General features: G+C 72.1%; 16 protein-coding genes. 9 read left to right on the top strand and 7 right to left on the bottom strand.

Annotated elements, in window-relative coordinates; all coding sequences use genetic code 11:
- Positions 1-24 precede the first annotated feature (24 nt).
- The 5 genes from ACFLFB_RS11655 (at position 25) to ACFLFB_RS11675 (ending at position 5,898) form a co-directional block, all read left to right on the top strand.
- Positions 25-1,149 (top strand): Rieske 2Fe-2S domain-containing protein, encoded by a 1,125-nt coding sequence (locus ACFLFB_RS11655; protein WP_392542344.1) that lies wholly within the window; start codon positions 25-27, stop codon positions 1,147-1,149.
- Positions 1,149-2,894 (top strand): cytochrome bc complex cytochrome b subunit, encoded by a 1,746-nt coding sequence (locus tag ACFLFB_RS11660; RefSeq protein WP_392542345.1) that lies wholly within the window; start codon positions 1,149-1,151, stop codon positions 2,892-2,894. The genes ACFLFB_RS11655 and ACFLFB_RS11660 overlap by 1 nt, the downstream gene beginning before the upstream one ends.
- Before the next feature lie 89 nt (positions 2,895-2,983).
- Positions 2,984-4,414: a serine hydrolase domain-containing protein gene (locus ACFLFB_RS11665; protein WP_392542346.1), complete on the top strand. Its 1,431-nt coding sequence runs from the start codon at positions 2,984-2,986 to the stop codon at positions 4,412-4,414.
- 94 nt (positions 4,415-4,508) lie between these two features.
- A complete protein-coding gene (locus ACFLFB_RS11670) occupies positions 4,509-4,862 on the top strand; it encodes a metallopeptidase family protein (RefSeq protein WP_392542347.1) in 354 nt (117 codons plus the stop codon).
- Positions 4,863-4,938: 76 nt separating this feature from the next.
- Positions 4,939-5,898: a carbon-nitrogen hydrolase family protein gene (locus tag ACFLFB_RS11675; RefSeq protein WP_392542348.1), complete on the top strand. Its 960-nt coding sequence runs from the start codon at positions 4,939-4,941 to the stop codon at positions 5,896-5,898.
- 91 nt (positions 5,899-5,989) lie between these two features.
- On the opposite strand, the gene ACFLFB_RS11680 is transcribed toward ACFLFB_RS11675, so the two are convergent.
- Genes ACFLFB_RS11680 through coxB form a run of 3 tightly spaced genes read right to left on the bottom strand, consistent with a single transcriptional unit; the run spans position 5,990 to position 9,068 of the window.
- Positions 5,990-6,403, bottom strand: a complete 414-nt coding sequence (locus ACFLFB_RS11680; RefSeq protein WP_392542349.1) for a cytochrome c oxidase subunit 4 — start codon at positions 6,401-6,403, stop codon at positions 5,990-5,992.
- Between the two features lie 3 nt (positions 6,404-6,406).
- Positions 6,407-8,152 carry a cytochrome c oxidase subunit I gene (ctaD, locus tag ACFLFB_RS11685; protein ID WP_392545415.1) on the bottom strand — a complete coding sequence of 582 codons (1,746 nt, stop codon included), beginning with the start codon at positions 8,150-8,152 and terminating at the stop codon, positions 6,407-6,409.
- A 28-nt stretch (positions 8,153-8,180) separates the two neighbouring features.
- Positions 8,181-9,068, bottom strand: coding sequence for a cytochrome c oxidase subunit II (coxB, locus tag ACFLFB_RS11690; protein WP_392542350.1), 888 nt, complete (start codon positions 9,066-9,068; stop codon positions 8,181-8,183).
- A gap of 95 nt (positions 9,069-9,163) precedes the next feature.
- On the opposite strand from coxB, the gene ACFLFB_RS11695 reads away from it, so the two are divergent.
- Both ACFLFB_RS11695 and ACFLFB_RS11700 read left to right on the top strand, forming a co-directional pair.
- On the top strand, positions 9,164-10,327 hold the full coding sequence (locus ACFLFB_RS11695) for an aminotransferase class V-fold PLP-dependent enzyme (RefSeq protein WP_392542351.1): 1,164 nt from the start codon (positions 9,164-9,166) through the stop codon (positions 10,325-10,327).
- Positions 10,324-10,581: a sulfurtransferase TusA family protein gene (locus ACFLFB_RS11700; protein ID WP_392542352.1), complete on the top strand. Its 258-nt coding sequence runs from the start codon at positions 10,324-10,326 to the stop codon at positions 10,579-10,581. Before ACFLFB_RS11695 ends, ACFLFB_RS11700 begins: the two co-directional genes overlap by 4 nt.
- On the opposite strand, the gene aat is transcribed toward ACFLFB_RS11700, so the two are convergent.
- The 4 genes from aat to ACFLFB_RS11720 all read right to left on the bottom strand — a co-directional run bounded on the left by aat (position 10,560) and on the right by ACFLFB_RS11720 (position 14,143).
- Positions 10,560-11,243 carry a leucyl/phenylalanyl-tRNA--protein transferase gene (aat, locus tag ACFLFB_RS11705; RefSeq protein WP_392542353.1) on the bottom strand — a complete coding sequence of 228 codons (684 nt, stop codon included), beginning with the start codon at positions 11,241-11,243 and terminating at the stop codon, positions 10,560-10,562. The two genes, ACFLFB_RS11700 and aat, sit on opposite strands and share 22 nt — an antisense overlap.
- A gap of 17 nt (positions 11,244-11,260) precedes the next feature.
- Entirely contained in the window at positions 11,261-12,241 is a 981-nt protein-coding gene (locus ACFLFB_RS11710; RefSeq protein WP_392542354.1) for a carbohydrate kinase family protein, read from the bottom strand.
- Between the two features lie 116 nt (positions 12,242-12,357).
- A complete protein-coding gene (locus ACFLFB_RS11715) occupies positions 12,358-12,732 on the bottom strand; it encodes a HesB/IscA family protein (protein ID WP_392542355.1) in 375 nt (124 codons plus the stop codon).
- 244 nt (positions 12,733-12,976) lie between these two features.
- Positions 12,977-14,143, bottom strand: coding sequence for a glycerate kinase (locus tag ACFLFB_RS11720; RefSeq protein ID WP_392542356.1), 1,167 nt, complete (start codon positions 14,141-14,143; stop codon positions 12,977-12,979).
- Between the two features lie 103 nt (positions 14,144-14,246).
- Here ACFLFB_RS11720 and ACFLFB_RS11725 point away from each other — a divergent pair, with 103 nt between their 5' ends.
- Complete coding sequence (locus ACFLFB_RS11725) at positions 14,247-14,765, top strand: DinB family protein (RefSeq protein ID WP_392542357.1); 519 nt, start codon at positions 14,247-14,249, stop codon at positions 14,763-14,765.
- Between the two features lie 45 nt (positions 14,766-14,810).
- Complete coding sequence (gene nadA, locus ACFLFB_RS11730; RefSeq protein WP_392542358.1) at positions 14,811-16,007, top strand: quinolinate synthase NadA; 1,197 nt, start codon at positions 14,811-14,813, stop codon at positions 16,005-16,007.

Raw genomic sequence — 16,007 nt, forward strand, 5'->3', positions numbered from 1 at the left:
CTCGACGAGAAGATCGGTACCCCGATGAACGAGCAGGACCCCACCACCGCCGGACGCGAGGTCACTCCCTCCTCCGGTCACGGCACGGCCGTGCGCCTCGACGACGGTCACCACGTGGGAGGGGGCGGCATCCCCGAGCGGTTCACGAACCCCGGTCTGCCGACGCACGTCCCGCGCATGGCCGACCTCACCGAGGAGGCCGCGGCGCGCGCCGAGAAGCAGGTCGCCGCGCTGTTCTCGCTGTCGATCATCGCCACGGTGCTGTTCGTCGTCTTCTACTTCCTCGTCGACATCGACCAGACCGTGTTCGTCCCCGGCATCGGGATGATGAACGCGTCGCACCTCTCGCTCGGCCTCACCCTCGCGCTCGGCATGCTCGGCATCGGCCTGGGCGCCGTGCACTGGGCCAAGACGCTCATGCCCGACGAGGAGGTCGTCGAGGACCGCCACCCGATGCGCGCGAGCGACGAGTCCCGCGCCCGGGTCGTGTCCGAGCTCAAGGGCGGTGGTGAGTCCTCGCAGATCACCCGTCGCCCCCTCATCAAGTACACGCTCGGTGGCGCGCTCGGCCTGTTCGCGGTCCCGCTCCTGCTCCAGGTCGGCGGCAGCATGGGCAAGCTCCCCCAGAAGAGCCTGTCGCTCACGTTCTGGAACGGCGGCCCCAGCGGCCCCGGCGAGGAGCCCACCTTCAAGTCCATGCGGCTGATGAAGGACCCCGAGAACGAGCCGATCAAGGCCTCGGACATCACCATCGGCTCCGTCGTCCACGTGCTCCCCGAGGGCCTGCTCGACCTCGAGCACGGCGTGCTCGAGGAGAAGGCGAAGGCCGCGGTCCTCCTCATGCGCCTGGAGGAGGAGAAGATCCAGTCGCAGAAGGAGAAGGACTGGGGCTACCAGGGCATCGTCGCCTACTCCAAGATCTGCACCCACGTCGGCTGCCCCGTGGGTCTCTACGAGCAGCAGACGCACCACCTCCTGTGCCCCTGCCACCAGTCGACCTTCGACGTGACGCAGGACTGCAAGGTGATCTTCGGCCCGGCCAAGCGTCCTCTGCCACAGTTGAAGATCACCGTCGACGACGAGGGCTACCTCGTCTCCGCACAGCCGTTCCGTGAAGCGGTCGGCCCGAGCTTCTGGGAGCGTGGCTGATGAGCACCTCGACCGCCCGTCCCGCCGACGCGCTGCGCGACGGCGACACCCCCGCCGAGGCACCGCCGTCGGCCGCCGCCCGCACCGTCGGCGGGGTCGCCGGCTGGGTCGACGACCGCACGGGCGTCGCGAAGCCGGTCGGCTACCTGATGAAGAAGGTCTTCCCCGACCACTGGTCGTTCATGCTCGGCGAGATCGCGATGTACTCGATGATCATCTGCCTGCTGACCGGGGCCTTCCTCACCTTCTGGTTCATCCCCAGCGCCGGGCACACGGTCTACGACGGCTCGTACGTGCCGCTGCGCGGTGTGGAGATGTCGCAGGCCTACGCGTCGACGCTCGACATCAGCTTCGACATCAAGGGCGGGCTCATCATCCGCCAGATCCACCACTGGGCGGCCCTGCTCTTCATCGTCGCGCTGACCGTGCACATGTTCCGCGTGTTCTTCACCGGCGCGTTCCGCAAGCCGCGCGAGATCAACTGGGTCATCGGCACCGTCCTGGCGCTGCTCGCGATCATCGAGGGCTTCGCCGGCTACTCCCTCCCCGACGACCTGCTGTCGGGCACCGGGATCCGGGCCATGGCCGGCTTCGTCCAGACCTCGCCGGTCATCGGGTCCTACCTCGTGTACGGCATCTTCGGCGGCCCGTTCCCCGGCGAGATGATCATCCCCCGGCTCTACAGCGCGCACATCCTGCTGCTGCCGGCGATCCTCGTCGGGCTGTTCACCGCCCACATCGGGCTGGTCTTCGTGCAGAAACACACCCAGTTCCCCGGCCCGGGCCGCACCAACGAGAACGTCGTCGGCTTCCCCGTGATGCCGGTGTACGCCGCCAAGGCCGGTGGCTTCTTCTTCATCGTCTTCGGTGTCATCGCCCTCATCTCGGCGCTGGTGCAGATCAACCCGATCTGGGGCTACGGGCCGTACGACCCGTCGCCGGTCACCGCGGGCTCGCAGCCCGACTGGTACATGGGCTTCGCCGACGGCGCGCTCCGCCTGCTGCCGGGCTGGCTCGAGATCTCGGCCTTCGGCTACACGTTCTCCCCGAACATCGCGCTCGGTGCGCTCGTCCTGCTGCCGCTCGTCTACATGGTCCTCGGCGCCTACCCGTTCGTCGAGCGCTTCGTCACCAAGGACGACCGCGAGCACCACCTGCTCGACCGGCCGCGCAACGCCCCCGTGCGCACGGGCATCGGCATGGCGGGCATCACCGCCTACACGGTGTTCATGTTCGCCGCGGGCAACGACATCATGGCGATCAAGCTGGGCATGTCGATCAACGACATCACCCACTTCTTCCGGATCGGCCTGTTCGTCCTGCCGCCGCTGGTGTTCTGGGTGACCAAGCGGATCTGCCTGAGCCTGCAGCGCGCCGACCGCGACACCGTCCTGCACGGACGCGAGACCGGCACGATCATCCGCACGCCCGACGGCAAGTACTTTGAGCGGCACGACACCGAGCTCACGCCCGCGCACTGGATCCTCGTCCAGCACGACGCCGTCGCACCGTACGAGATCGAGGCCGACGTCGACGACAACGGCGTCTCGCGCCGTGCCGGTCGCTCCGACCGCGTGCGGGCCGCCCTGTCGCGGTTCTACTTCGCCGACGCGGTCAACCCGGTCACCCCGGCCGAGCTCGCCGCGGCGCACCACGACGGCCACGCCGACGAGGCCATCGAGGCCTCCGCGGCGGGAGGCGCCCGCGCCATCGAGGCCCAGGAGGAGGGCGCCGGGCGGTACTGACGCCCGGACGCCTGACGTCCGCACGACGAGGGCCGCGCACCCGCTGGGGCGCGGCCCTCGTCGCGGCCGGCCCCCGTAGCCTTGCGGGCGTGACCGCCGACGACACCGCCGCCATCGCCACCCCGGCTCCCGCCCCGGCCCTCCCCCGGTCGACGCCGGAGTCGCAGGGCGTCCCCTCGTCGGCGCTGTCGGGCCTGCTGGACCGCTGGGAGGCCGTGGGCGTCGAGGCGCACGGGCTCATGGTGGTCCGCGGCGGCTCGGTCGTCGCCGAGGGGTCATGGGCCCCGTACGTGGCCGGCGGGATCCAGCTCGTCTACTCGGTGAGCAAGACCTTCACCTCGTGCGCGGTGGGGTTCGCGGAGGCCGAGGGGCTGCTCCGGCTCGACGAGCGGCTGGTCGACGTCTTCCCCGAGGCCGCCGACGTCGCGGGGCCGCGCGCCGCGTCGCTGACCCTGCACGACGTCCTCTCGATGTCGACGGGCCACCGCGAGGACACCCTCGTCTGGCGCGAGAGCAACCCGGCCACCTTCCCGCGCCACTTCCTCGGCAGCGAGCCGCAGGAGGAGCCGGGGTCGTGGTTCGTCTACCACAACGGCGCGACGCTGATGGCGGCGCTCGCGGTCCAGCGGCGCACGGGGCAGCGCCTCCTCGACTACCTGCGCCCGCGCCTGCTCGACCCGCTCGGTGTCGGCGAGGCGGCGTGGGCCGGCATCGACGGGTTCGACCTCGGCTACTCGGGGCTGCACGTCAGCACCGAGGCACTGGCCCGGCTCGGTGAGCTGTTCCGCCTCGACGGCGTCTGGCAGGCACGGCGGCTGCTGCCCGAGGGCTGGGTGGACCGGGCGACGGCGGTGCAGATCGAGACCGGCCAGCACCCCGAGACCACCGACTGGCAGCAGGGGTACGGCTACCAGCTGTGGCGCTGCCGGCACGACGCCTTCCGGGCCGATGGCGCGTGGGGGCAGTTCTCCGTCGTCGTGCCCTCGCACGACCTCGTCGTCGCGGTGACGACGTGCAGCACCGACACGCAGGCGCTCCTGGACGGCATCTGGGAGGTCCTCCTGCCCTCGCTGGCACCCGAGGCGCTCCCGGCCGCTGACGACGCCGCAGCGGCCCTCCGCGAGCGTCTGGCCAGCGGGCGGCTGGCGGCCCCGCAGTCGTCGGTCGACGCCCCCGGCGAGGGTCCGTGGGAGTTCGCCCACGAGCCGACCGAGTCGCACCCGGCCCTCGTCCTCGTGCGGGTGCGGCGCGATCCCTCCGGCGGGTGGGTCCTCGACGTCGAGGACGGCGGCACCGTGACCGTCGCGTGCGGCGACGGGGCGTGGCCGGATGCCGGTGGCTCGCCGTGGGTGGCGAGCGGCGGGTGGACCTCGCCGGGGGTGTTCGAGGCCCGCGTCGTGGCGGTCGAGACTCCCCACGTCCTCGACCTGCGGTGTGAGGACGGGGCCGTGGCCGCGTCCTGGAACGGCCAGCCCCTCGCGTGGCCGGCCCTGGCGGTCCTGCACGCCCCCCGCGACTGATTTCGCTCAGCCCACGCTCCGGGGGCCTTCCGGCGTGTGCTCAGCGCCATCAGTCGCAGCTCGTGGCGCTTCGCGGGGGTGGCAGGCTGGGGGCGTGCAGCCGCTGACCGAGCCGGAGTTCGACGCGATCGTCGAGGAGGCGCTCGACGACGTCCCGCCCGAGCTGATGCGGATGCTCGACAACGTCGCCTTCTTCGTCGAGCCCGAGCCCCCGGCCGACGACCCCGACCTCCTCGGCATCTACGAGGGGACCCCGCTCACCGAGCGCGGCGCGTGGTGGGAGTCCGGCTCGCTGCCCGACCGCATCATCCTGTTCCGCGGCCCGCTGACCCGGATGTGCGAGGACGAGGAGGACCTGCGCGAGGAGATCGCGGTGACGGTCGTCCACGAGATCGCCCACCACTTCGGCATCGAGGAGGAGACCCTCCATGACCTCGGCTGGGGCTGAGGGCGCCGCCCCACCGGGCTAGAGACACCCCACCCTTTCGTGCGGCAGGCTCTCCCCACGAGGGAAGGACGCCGCCATGGGGACACTCCGGATCGCCGCGGTCCAGGCCACGTACGTCCTGATGGACCGCGAGGCGACGATCGACAGGGTCGACGAGCTCACCGCCGCCGCCGCGGCCCAGGGGGCGCAGCTCGTGGTCCTCCCCGAGGCGTTCGTCCCCGGCACACCGATCTGGATCGACACCCGGCCGATCTGGGACGGCGACGACACCTGGTTCCGGATGCTCGTCGAGAACGCCGTCGTCGTCCCCGGCCCCGCCGCCGACCGCCTCGGCGCCATCGCCGAGAAGCACGGCGTGTGGCTCGTCGTCGGGGTGCAGGAGCGCGAGCCGACGGGGTCGACCATCTACAACACCGTCCTGTACTTCTCCCCCGACGGGCAGCTCGTCGACCGCCACCGCAAGCTCGTGCCCACCGGGTCGGAGCGCACGGTGTGGGGCATGGGCGACGGGTCGACGCTGCGCGTCGTCGACACCCCGCACGGCAGGATCGGGGGCCTGATCTGCTGGGAGAACTACATGCCCCTGGCCCGGTTCCACCTCTACGCCCAGGGCGTGGACCTCTGGCTGGCGCCGACGCTGGCCACGGGCGACGGCTGGGTCGCGACGATGCAGCACCTGGCCCGCGAGAACCGGATGTTCGTCGTCGGGGTGAACCCGGTGCTGCACGTCGACCGGATCCCCGCGGACTTCCCCGACCGCGACCGCCTCGTCCCGGCCGCCCTCGTCGAGGAGGACGGCCCGTGGCTCGAGCCCGGGAACACGGTCGTCGTCGGCCCGAACGGGGTCGTCCTCGCCGGCCCGGTGCGCGAGGAGGAGCGGACGCTCGTGGTCGACCTCGACCTCGCCGAGGTGGCCGCCGCCCGCCGGTTCATGGACCCGACGGGCCACTACAACCGACCCGACGTCTTCCGCCTCCTCGTCGACACGACCAGCCGGCGCGCCACCACGGTGACCTCGGCCCCGGACCCGGACTGAGCCCCGGCGCGAACGCCCGGCAGAACACCCCGACACGACAGGAGCGGCCCGCCCCCATCGGGGACGGGCCGCTCCGGGCGACGGGCACGCGTCAGAGGGCGTGCTCACCCTTGAAGTACTCGAAGGTCCAGCCGACGAGGGCCGGGACCGCGAAGAACGCGCCGATGATGAAGACCCACCAGCCCACCGCCAGGCCGAGGAAACACGTTGCGGCAGAGGCACCGAGGAACAGCGGCCACCAGCTGTGCGGGCTGAAGAAGCCGTAGTCACCCTGGATCTCGTCGATGTCCGCGACCGGGTCGTCGGACGGGTCGACCTCGAGGTTCTTGCGGGTGATCCAGAGGTACCAGGCGATCATGAAGCCGAGCAGCCCGGCGAGGATCAGGCCGATGACACCGACCCACTCGACGCCGACCGCGGTGGAGTTCGTCCACGGGCCGTAGATCGCCGCCACGACGAAGGCGAACACCCCGATGAGGATGCCGATCCGTTCCATCGCCCGCATGGCTCAGTGCTCCTTCTTCTCGTCGACGAACGCGTTGTCCCCCAGGTCGGCCGGGCCCAGGGCCGAGACGAGGACGTTCTCGTCGGCCTTGCGCTGGTCGTGCAGCCCGCCGGGGGCGGCATCCGGGTGCTTGAGGTCGAACGCGGGCCGCTCCGAGCGGATCCGCGGGATCTGGTCGAAGTTGTGCCGCGGCGGCGGGCAGGACGTGGCCCACTCGAGCGAGCCGCCGTAGCCCCACGGGTCGTCGACCTCGACGAGCGGCGCGTGCCGCCAGGTCTTCCACACGTTGTAGAGGAACGGCAGGGTCGACAGGCCGAGGAGGAACGCGCCGGCCGTGGAGATCTGGTTGCCGAGGGTGAAGCCGTCCTCGGGCATGTAGTCGGCGTACCGGCGCGGCATGCCCTGCATCCCCAGGAGGTGCTGGACGAGGAAGGTCGTGTGGAAGCCGATGAACAGCATCCAGAAGTGGATCTTGCCCAGCGTCTCGTCGAGCATCCGGCCGGTGAGCTTGGGCCACCAGAAGTAGAAGCCCGAGAACATCGCGAACACGACGGTGCCGAAGACGACGTAGTGGAAGTGCGCCACGACGAAGTAGCTGTCGGAGAGCTGGAAGTCCAGGGTGGGCGTCGCGAGGATGATGCCGGTGAGGCCGCCGAGGAGGAAGGTCACGAGGAAGCCGTTGGCCCACAGCATCGGGGTGGAGTAGTCGATCTTGCCGCCCCACATGGTGCCGATCCAGTTGAAGAACTTCACCCCTGTCGGCACGGCGATGAGCATCGTCATGATCGCGAAGAACGGCAGGAGCACCTGGCCCGTGACGTACATGTGGTGGGCCCAGACGCTGACCGAGAGCGCCGCGATGGCGATCGTCGCGTAGACGAGGGTCTTGTAGCCGAAGATCGGCTTGCGCGAGAAGACCGGCAGGACCTCGGAGATGATGCCGAAGAACGGCAGCGCGATGATGTAGACCTCTGGGTGCCCGAAGAACCAGAAGATGTGCTGCCACAGCATCGCTCCCCCGTTGGCGGGGTCGAAGACGTGGGCCCCGAAGCGCCGGTCGGCGCCGAGCGCGAAGAGCGCGGCCGCGAACGCCGGGAACGCGATGAGCACGAGGATCGAGGTGACGAGCACCGTCCAGGTGAAGATCGGCATCCGGAACATCGTCATGCCGGGGGCGCGCATGCACAGGATCGTCGTGATGAAGTTGACGGCGCCGAGGATGGTGCCGAAGCCACCGAGCGCGAGGCCGAAGACCCACAGGTCGCCGCCCAGGCCCGGGCTGTAGCTGCTGTCGGACAGCGGCGCGTAGGCGAACCAGCCGAACGAGGCGGCACCGCCGGGCGTGAGGAAGCCGGCGCCGGCGATGAGTCCGCCGAACAGGTAGAGCCAGTAGGCGAACATGTTCAGGCGCGGGAAGGCGACGTCGGGGGCGCCGATCTGCAGCGGCATCAGCGCGTTGGCGAAGCCCGCGAACAGGGGTGTCGCGAACAGCAGCAGCATGATCGTGCCGTGCATCGTGAACAGCTGGTTGTACTGGTCGGGGTTGTCGACCAGCTGCAGGCCCGGCTCGGCGAGCTCGGAGCGGATCACCAGGGCCATGAGCCCGGCGATGAGGAACCAGATGAACGAGGTGATGAAGTAGAGGTGGCCGATCACCTTGTGGTCGGTCGTCGTCACCCACTTGATGACGACGGACCCGGGGGCGATCCGGCGCGAGCGTGCCGGAGCGGCGGTGCGCTCACGGAACATCGGGGAGTCGGAAGCGGCGCTCATCGGTTCAGTTGCCTTCCTCGGTCACGGACTGGCCCTCCATGAGGGCCTCCCGGTTGAGGGTGTTGTTGAGCAGTCCGGTCTGTCCGGCGGCCCGCAGGTCGGCGACGTGGGCCTCGTACTCGGCCCGGGAGACGACCTTGACGTTGAAGAGCATCTGCGAGTGGTAGGCACCGCACAGCTCGGCGCACTTGCCCTTGAAGGTGCCCTCCTGGGTCGGGATGACCTGGAAGCGGTTGACCCGGCCGGGCAGCATGTCCATCTTCTGCAGGAACGCGGGGACCCAGAACGAGTGGATGACGTCGCGCGCGGTGAGGACGAACTCGATCCGCTCGCCCACCGGCAGGTACATCGTGGGCACCGTGTTCACCGCCCCCGGCTTGCCGGTGAGGATGGCCTGGGTGCCGACCTCGTGCACGTCGTCCTCGACGTAGTTGAAGTCCCAGCTCCACTGCTTGCCGACGACGTTGACGGTGACGTCCGGCTTCTCGGAGGTGTCGAGCAGGACGCCCTCGTCGCGCGCGGTGTACGCGAACAGGACGACGACCATGAAGATCGGGACGACCGTGTACAGGATCTCGATCGGGATGTTGTAGCGCAGCTGCACCGGGAGCTCGTTGTCGTCCTTCTTGCGGCGGTAGGCCGCTGCGCACCAGACGATGAGCCCGATGACGAGGGCACCGACCGCCAGCGCGGCGATCCAGGCGCCGATCCACAGCGAGGTGATCCGCTCGCCGCCCTCGGTGACCGCGTGGGGCAGCCAGCCCGTGGACGCGTCGCCGCGCAGCTCGTCGCTGGCGCAGCCCGTGAGGGTGACGGCCGAGAGCACACCGAGGAGGGCCCACACGCCGAGGCGGTGGGTCCGACGGGGCGTGGTGAGGTCGTGCTGGCGCACCGCTGCACCCTTCGTCAGGAGGAGGTCGACGGACGGTGCAAACCCTACTGCACCACCTGCGAGGAGGTCAGGCAGGGGGGACTACCGTCGAACCCGTGGCGGACACCGGGATCCACTCCCCCGCGAGCGGTCTCCTCGACGCCTCGCGGGGGCCTGTCCACCCCCTCGCGGCGCAGACCCTCGAGGGGGCGATCGCGGCCGGGTTCGCCGACCCCACCCGCCTCCACGGCCCCGGACGTCACGCGCGCGCCCTCCTCGACGCCGCCCGCGAGGTCCTGGCGCAGGCCCTCGACGCCGCACCCACCGAGGTGTCGGTGCACGGCAGCCCGGAGGCCGCCCTCGACCTCGGCCTGACGGGGCTGCGCCACGCCCGTCGACGGGTGGGTGAGCGGGTCGTGGCCGGGGCCACCGAGCGGTCGGTCGTGCTGCTCCAGCCGGGGGTCGAGCCGCCCGTCGCCGTCGACCGCACCGGCCGGGTCGACCTCGGCGCGTACGCCGCCGCCCTGGAGGGCGACGGCGTGGCCGCGGCCGTCCTCCAGACCGCCAACGGTGAGGTCGGAACCCGCCATCCGGTGGCCGAGGTGGCCACGGCCGCCCGCGCGGCCGGGGTCCCGCTCCTCCTCGACGCCACCGCCTCCCTCGGGCGCGACGCGGCCTCCGACGCCCTCCTGCGCGAGGCCGGGGTGGTCGTCGCCGACGCCGCGTCGTTCGGCGGCCCGCCGCTCGGGCTGCTCGTCGTGCGCGCCGGCACGCGCTGGGGCCTGCCCGGACCGCGCCGCGAGGCCGAACACGGCCGCGAGCACGCCGCCCCGTGGGTGCCGCCCGTGCTGGCGGCGGCCGAGGCCTGGCGCCAGACCCGCGCCGAGCGGGACCGGGAGGAGCACGAGGCCCACGACCTCATCGAGCGCATCCGGGCGGCGGCGGCCGCCGTCCCCGACGTCGAGGTCGTGGGCGACTCCGGCGACCGGCTCCCCCACGTCGTCACCTTCAGCGTCCTGTTCACCGACGGCGAAGTGCTCCTCGAGGAGCTCTCGCGCCGCGGCCTCCACGTGGCGTCGGGGTCGGCGTGCACGTCGAGCGCGCTGCGGCCGAGCCACGTCCTCGCCGCGATGGGCGTCCTCACCCACGGCAACGTGCGCGTCACCCTTCCCCTCGCGGCCGTCTCCCCCACCCGCGCGGATGACGTGGCGCGCCTGTGCCACGAGCTCGCCGACGCCGTGGCCACCGTGCGCCGCCTCCTCGGGACGGACGACCTGTGAGCGAGCAGGACCTCGTCGTCGACGCCCGCGGGACGAAGTGCCCGGTGCCCGTGATCGAGGTGGCGCGGGCCTCCCGCGACCTCCCGCCCGGCTCGGTGCTCGTCCTCCTCGCCGACGACGTCGCCGCCCGGTCCGACGTCCCGGCCTGGGCCCGGATGCGGGGCCACGCGGTGGCGGTGGGCGACGCCGACGCCGACGGGGTGACGACGTACCGCGTCGTCCTCGGGGCGGGTCAGGCCGACAGGTCGACCTGAGGCGCCTCGAGCGCCACCGCCAGGGTGGCGAGGTAGCGCTCGCGCGGCCACTCCTGCGCCCCGAGCCGCTTGAGGTGCTCGGTGGCCCATTGGACGTCGACCACCCGGCGCGGGTCGCCGTCGGCGAAGAACCGCTCGACGAGGCCGACGAGCGCCACCTTCGAGGCGTCGCGGGAGGAGTGGAACATCGACTCGCCGGCGAACAGGCCCCCGACCGAGAGGCCGTAGAGCCCACCGACCAGCCGACCGTCCTCCCACGCCTCGACGCTGTGGGCCCAGCCGAGCTCGTGGAGGCGGCGGTACGCACGGGCGACGTCGTCGGTGATCCACCGCCCGTCGCGCGAGGGGTCCGCGCAGCGCTCGACGACCTCCTCGAACGCGGTGTCGACCCGGACCTCGAAGCGGTCCAGTCTCTTGCGCAGCGACCGCCGCACCTTCAGCGCCCCGGGCGGGAGGACCCCACGCGGGTCCGGCGACCACCAGCCGACGGTGCCCGAGCCGTGCGGGCCCAGGCCCATGGGGAACAGGCCGAGCCGGTAGGCGGCGAGCAGGGTCCCCGGCTCGAGGTCGGCGCCGGCGGCGACGAGGTCGTCACCGGGGTCGGCGTGGGTGGCGTCGAGCAGCCACGGTGTGGGGTCCGGCTCGACGGGAGGGAACGGCATCGCACGCGGTGCGTCGGTCAGCCGGCGCAGCGCACGAGGGGCGCGATCTCCTCGGCCGCCTCGCTCCCGTAGGCGGTCTCGGCCCGCTTCAGGAAGGCGTCGCGGGTGACGAGGTACTCCTGGGTGCCCACGGTCTCGAGGACGTAGGTGGCCAGGACCGAGCCGATCTGGGCGCAGCGCTCGTGGGACAGGCCGCCGGCCAGCCCCACGAGGAAGCCGGCGCGGAAGGCGTCGCCGACGCCGGTGGGGTCGACGCGGTCGACCTCGCCCGCCACGGGCACGTGGATCGGCTCCTCGCCCTTGGTCCGGATGTCGGCGCCGTCCTTGCCGCGGGTGATGACGCGGGTCGTGACCCGGGCGTCGATCTCGTCCTGGGTCCAGCCGGTCTTGGTCTCGGTGAGGTGCGACTCGTACTCGTTGGTGAACAGGAAGTCGGCACCGTCGATGAGGTCGCGGATGAAGGGACCGTCGGCGAACGCGAGCTGCTGCGACGGGTCGGCGACGAAGGGGATGCCCCGGCTGCGGCACTCCTTGGTGTGGCGCAACATCGCGGCGGGGTCGTCGGCGCCGACGAGGACGAGGTCGAGGTCCCACTGCTCGTGGATCGGGCCGAGCTCGATCATCCGGGCCTCGGCCATCGCGCCCGCGTAGAACGTGGCGATCTGGGCCATCGTGTCGTCGGTGGTGCAGACGAACCGAGCGGTGTGCCGCGACTGCGAGATGTGGACGTGGTCGGTGACGACCCCGTGGCGCGAGAGCCAGCTGCGGTAGTCGCCGAAGTCCTCGCCCGCGGCACCGACGAGGATCGGGCGCGAGCCGAGCACCGCCATCCCGAAGCAGATGTTGCCGGCGACGCCGCCGCGACGGATCTCCAGGCTGTCGGCGAGGAAGCTCACCGAGATCTTGTCCAGCTGGTCGACGACCAGCGAGTCGGCGAAGCTCCCCCGGAAGGTCATGAGGTGGTCGGTGGCGATGGATCCTGCGACGGCGATCTGCACGGGGAGAACCTACCCCGCGACGGCCCGTCCCCGGGAACCGCGAGGACGCCGAGAGGGCCCGCACCGGTGTCGGTGCGGGCCCTCTCGGGTGGGCCGGACGGGGTCCGGCGGCCGGGTCAGCCGAAGCTGTCGCCGCAGGCGCACGAGCTGCCCGCGTTGGGGTTGTCGATGGTGAAGCCCTGCTTCTCGATCGTGTCGGCGAAGTCGATGGTGGCGCCCTCGAGGTAGGGGGCGCTCATCCGGTCGACGACGACCTCGACACCGTCGAAGTCGCGCACGAGGTCACCGTCGAGGGTGCGCTCGTCGAAGTAGAGCTGGTAGATCAGGCCCGAGCAACCGCCGGGCTGGACGCCGACGCGCAGTCGGAGGTCGTCGCGACCCTCCTGCGCGAGCAGGGACGAGACCTTCTCGGCCGCGACGCCGGTGAGGACGACGCCGTGCGCGGTCTCCTCGGTGGTGGGGGCCTCGGTGGTCTGGAGCTGGTCGCTCATCTGGTGCACTCCTGGAGCTGGAGGTGGCCTGTCGGTCAAGCCCGGTCGCGGTGGTCAACCCGTGGAGGTCGCTCCGTGTTCCCGGTGCTCACGACAAGGATACGTCGGCTCGCGGGGCGAGGTGGCGCCCCGTCCACCGGCGGGTCGTGACTCGCGTCTCCCACCCGCCCACCACCTCCCCTGCTCGCTACGGGGCAGTACGCGTCGTGATCACGACATGTACTGCCCCGTAGCGCGGGGGGCGTCAGCGAGCGGGTGACCAGGTGCGCGCCACGCGGGCGGTGCGCGAGGCGAGCGTCCCGACGGGGTCGGCGACCATCGCCTCGACCTCGCTGGGGGTGTCGGCCACGGCGTAGGTGCCGGCCAGGCCGAGCGTCATCGTCTCGCGGCGGCCGACCAGGCACTCCCCCGCGACGAGGACGGTGGGCCGGGCCGTCTCGAGGGTGGCGGCGGCGACGCCGGAGACCACCGAACCGCGCAGCGTGCTCCAGTCGACCCGCCCGGCGCCGGTGACGACGAGGTCGGCGCGGGCCGCGGCCACGCCGAAGCCGCACTCGCGCAGCACCGTCTCGACGGCACCGACACGGCGGCCGCCGAGCGCGAGGAGCGCGTAGCCGAGGCCACCGGCCGCGCCGGCACCGAGCTCGCGCTCGAGGCGTCGCGGGGTGCCGGACAGCAGGTCGAGCGGGGGCTCGGGCAGCGAGCGGCGCAGGACGTCGGTGAAGCGGCCCAGCGCGTTCTCCAGCGCCTGCGCCTGGCTCGCCGAGGCGCCCTTGCGCGGCGCCTCGACGGCGCTCGTGCCCTGGAGGCCGAGCAGCGGGGTCTCCTCGTCGGTGGCGACCACGAGGTCGACCCCGGCCAGCCGGTCGAGGACGGCGGGCAGGCCGAGCAGGGCGTCGTCGGGGGCGTCGGCCAGGGCGAGGCCACCGCGGGCCAGGGCCGAGGCAGGTCCGGCGCCGAGGGCAGCGAGGAGGCCCGCGCCGGCGTCGTTGGTCGCGCCGCCCCCGACCCCGAGGACGATGGTGGCGGCCCCTTCGTCGAGCGCCGTCTCCAGGAGCCGGCCCACACCCCACGTGCTCGTGAGGCCGGGGTCGCGCTCGTCGGCCCCGAGGAGGTGCAGCCCCGTCGCCTGGGAGGCCTCGATGTAGGCCGTGGTGCGGCCGTCACGCTCGACGAGGAGGACGGCGGCCGGGACCTCACGGCCGAGCGGGTCGCTGACGGTCGTCATCACCGTGGTGCCGCCCAGGGCGCGGCCCAGGACGTCGAGGAAGCCGGGGCCACCGCTGGAGAGCGGGAGGAGCTCGACGTCGTCGTGGGGGGCGCCGCGGGTCCAGCCCTCGCCCATCGCCGTGGCCGCCTGGACGGGGCCGAGGGTGGACCCGAAGGAGTCCGGGGCGATGAGGACGCGCACGGCGAGAGGCTATCGGGAGGTGGCTCCCGGTGCCGCGCGGGCTGTCGGTGCCCGGCGCTAGCGTCGGGCCGAACCCGACGACCGTCCCGCGAGAGGACCCGCCATGACCGACTCCACCCCCCAGGCCGCGCTCGACCTCGAGCGCACCTCCCTGCTCGAGGCGCTCGCCCAGCAGCGCTACTTCTTCCTCCACACCGTCGAGGGGCTCACCGACGACCAGGCGCGGCTCACACCCACGGCGAGCGAGCTGTGCCTCGGCGGGCTCGTCAAGCACGTCGCCCTCACCGAGCGCGGGTGGACCGACTTCGTCGAGAACGGCGCCATGGCCGGCGGCGACGAGGCCGACCACGCGGCGCGCGAGCGCGAGTTCCGGCTGCTCGAGGACGAGACGCTCGAAGGGGTCGTCGGCCTGTACCGCGAGGTCGCCGCGCACACCGACGAGCTCGTCCGCACCTGGGACCTGTCGTCCGACCACGCGCTGCCGCCGGCGCCGTGGTTCACGCCCGGTGAGCGGCGCAGCGCCCGACGGGTGTTCACCCACATCCTGTCCGAGCTGGCCCACCACACCGGGCACGCCGACATCCTGCGCGAGAGCATCGACGGCCAGAAGTCCATGGGCTGACCGACCTCGACGAGCGCCGCCCCGCCAGCGCCTACGATCGGGAGCGTGACGACGACGACCGACACGCCCCGCAACGCCCCGCTCCCCCTGCTCGTCCTCGGGCAGGGTCGCGACCTCGCGAGCGAGCGCGGCGTCGAGTGCCCCGGTGACCTGCCCGCGCCCTCCGACGCCGGTCTGGTCGAGCGCGCCCGCGCGGCGAAGGCGGCACTGGGCGAGCGGGTCTTCGTCCTCGGCCACCACTACCAGCGCGACGAGGTCATCGAGTTCGCCGACGTCACCGGCGACTCCTTCAAGCTGGCCAAGGAGGCCGCGGCCCGACCGGACGCCGAGTTCGTCGTCTTCTGCGGCGTGCACTTCATGGCCGAGTCGGCTGACATCCTCACCGCCGACACCCAGACCGTCGTCCTGCCCGACCTCGCGGCCGGCTGCTCGATGGCCGACATGGCCGCCATCGACCAGGTCGAGGAGTGCTGGGACGAGCTCGTCGAGGCCGGGGTCGCCGGCTCCACCGTCCCTGTCACCTACATGAACTCCTCCGCGGCCATCAAGGCGTTCACCGGGCGCCACGGCGGCACGATCTGCACGTCCTCCAACGCGAGGACGGCGCTCACCTGGGCGCTGGAGCAGGCCGGCGAGGGCGGCAAGGTCCTCTTCCTCCCCGACCAGCACCTGGGCCGCAACACCTGGGCCCGCGACCTCGGCGGCTCCCTCGACGCGTGCGTCGTCTGGGACCCGCACCGCCCCATGGGCGGCCTCACCCCCGAGCAGCTGCGCGACGCCACGATGATCCTCTGGCGCGGCCATTGCTCGGTGCACGGGCGGTTCTCGGTCGAGGCCGTCGAGGCCGCGCGCCGCGAGATCCCCGACGTCAAGGTGATCGTCCACCCCGAGTGCCGCAACGAGGTCGTCGAGCTGGCCGACGAGGTCGGCTCCACCGAGAAGATCATCAAGACCATCGCGGCGGCCCCGGCCGGCACCGCGTGGGCCGTCGGCACCGAGCTGAACCTCGTGCGTCGCCTGGCCGCCCAGTTCCCCGAGCAGCGGATCGTCTTCCTCGAGAAGAACGTCTGCTACTGCTCGACGATGAACCGGATCGACCTGCCGCACCTCGTGTGGGCGCTGGAGTCGCTCGCCCAGGGCCGCGTCGTCAACGCGATCCGCGTCGACCCCGAGGTCGCCCACCACGCCCGGGTCGCCCTCGACCAGATGCTCGCCCTCCCCGGCGAGACGTCCAAGGACTGA

This window comes from Oryzobacter telluris (assembly GCF_043099285.1).
In the GTDB taxonomy this organism is placed as follows: domain Bacteria; phylum Actinomycetota; class Actinomycetes; order Actinomycetales; family Dermatophilaceae; genus Oryzobacter; species Oryzobacter telluris.

What these genes read in the sequence shown, in the direction of transcription:
- ACFLFB_RS11655 (WP_392542344.1), top strand. Translation starts at nt 25, where the DNA reads ATGAACGAGCAGGACCCCACCACCGCCGGACGCGAGGTCACTCCCTCC.
- ACFLFB_RS11660 (WP_392542345.1), top strand. Translation starts at nt 1,149, where the DNA reads ATGAGCACCTCGACCGCCCGTCCCGCCGACGCGCTGCGCGACGGCGAC.
- ACFLFB_RS11675 (WP_392542348.1), top strand. Translation starts at nt 4,939, where the DNA reads ATGGGGACACTCCGGATCGCCGCGGTCCAGGCCACGTACGTCCTGATG.
- ACFLFB_RS11680 (WP_392542349.1), bottom strand. Translation starts at nt 6,403, where the DNA reads ATGCGGGCGATGGAACGGATCGGCATCCTCATCGGGGTGTTCGCCTTC.
- ctaD (WP_392545415.1), bottom strand. Translation starts at nt 8,152, where the DNA reads ATGTTCCGTGAGCGCACCGCCGCTCCGGCACGCTCGCGCCGGATCGCC.
- aat (WP_392542353.1), bottom strand. Translation starts at nt 11,243, where the DNA reads ATGCCGTTCCCTCCCGTCGAGCCGGACCCCACACCGTGGCTGCTCGAC.
- ACFLFB_RS11715 (WP_392542355.1), bottom strand. Translation starts at nt 12,732, where the DNA reads ATGAGCGACCAGCTCCAGACCACCGAGGCCCCCACCACCGAGGAGACC.
- ACFLFB_RS11725 (WP_392542357.1), top strand. Translation starts at nt 14,247, where the DNA reads ATGACCGACTCCACCCCCCAGGCCGCGCTCGACCTCGAGCGCACCTCC.